We start from the raw sequence: 697 nt of genomic DNA, 5'->3' as shown, positions 1-697 counted from the left end.
TGGTCACGGCGCCGACGAGCGGCCCGAGCGGCCGGCTCAGGTCCTGCCGGCCGAGCGAGGGGGCGTAGAGGCTCGACACGCTGCCATCGAGGAACAGCGCGTTGGGACAGCCCAGCGCATCGCGAAAAAGCCGCGCGAAGGCTCCGAAGCTCACGGGCGCCTCCGAGATCGCGAACACAGCGGTGTGGCCGTCCGGCCGCACGCCGACGCCGTTGCGGATCTTCTGCGAGGGCCCGTCCTCGGAGATCTTGGGATGGATGCGGTTGTTGATCACCAGCATCGGGCCGGACTGGGTGGCGAACTCCGTCCGGGGATGGGTCTTCAGGTAGCGGCCGGTCTCGAGCACGCCAGCCCGGTCGCCGGCAACGTAGAACACCCCGTTCGGCTTCAGATGGAAGTTGCCCGGGCCATTGGCGGTATTGGCGGCCTTCAGCTCGCGCCCGTCCTCGACGTAGAGACCCACGGGGGCAAGGCCGGTATCGTACATGCCGGCATTCATCGCGAAGGCGAGGTTGGCGCCCTGCTGGCCGGCGAGCCGCGAGAGCGAGCCGTAGGGCAGGCCGTCGGGCCCGCGCCAAAACAGCTTCACCCGGGCGCGTCGCAGGTCGACGGTGCAGACGGCATAGGCTTGGCCTTCGTGGCTCTGCGGCCGGCAGGAGGCCGCCGGGCTGGAGGAGGGGGCGGCCTCCTGCCGGCC

At 70.6% G+C, this 697-nt stretch carries 1 protein-coding gene; it reads right to left on the bottom strand.

All coding sequences use genetic code 11. From position 1 onward, the window contains the following. A partial coding sequence (locus VP06_RS32690) for a phosphodiester glycosidase family protein (RefSeq protein ID WP_048467995.1) occupies positions 1-697 on the bottom strand: 697 nt, incomplete at both ends.

Source organism: Methylobacterium aquaticum, from assembly GCF_001043915.1.
Classification (GTDB): Bacteria; Pseudomonadota; Alphaproteobacteria; order Rhizobiales; family Beijerinckiaceae; genus Methylobacterium; species Methylobacterium aquaticum.
Note: the sequence above shows the minus strand (reverse complement) of the source record. Positions and strands in the feature narration are given on the sequence as shown.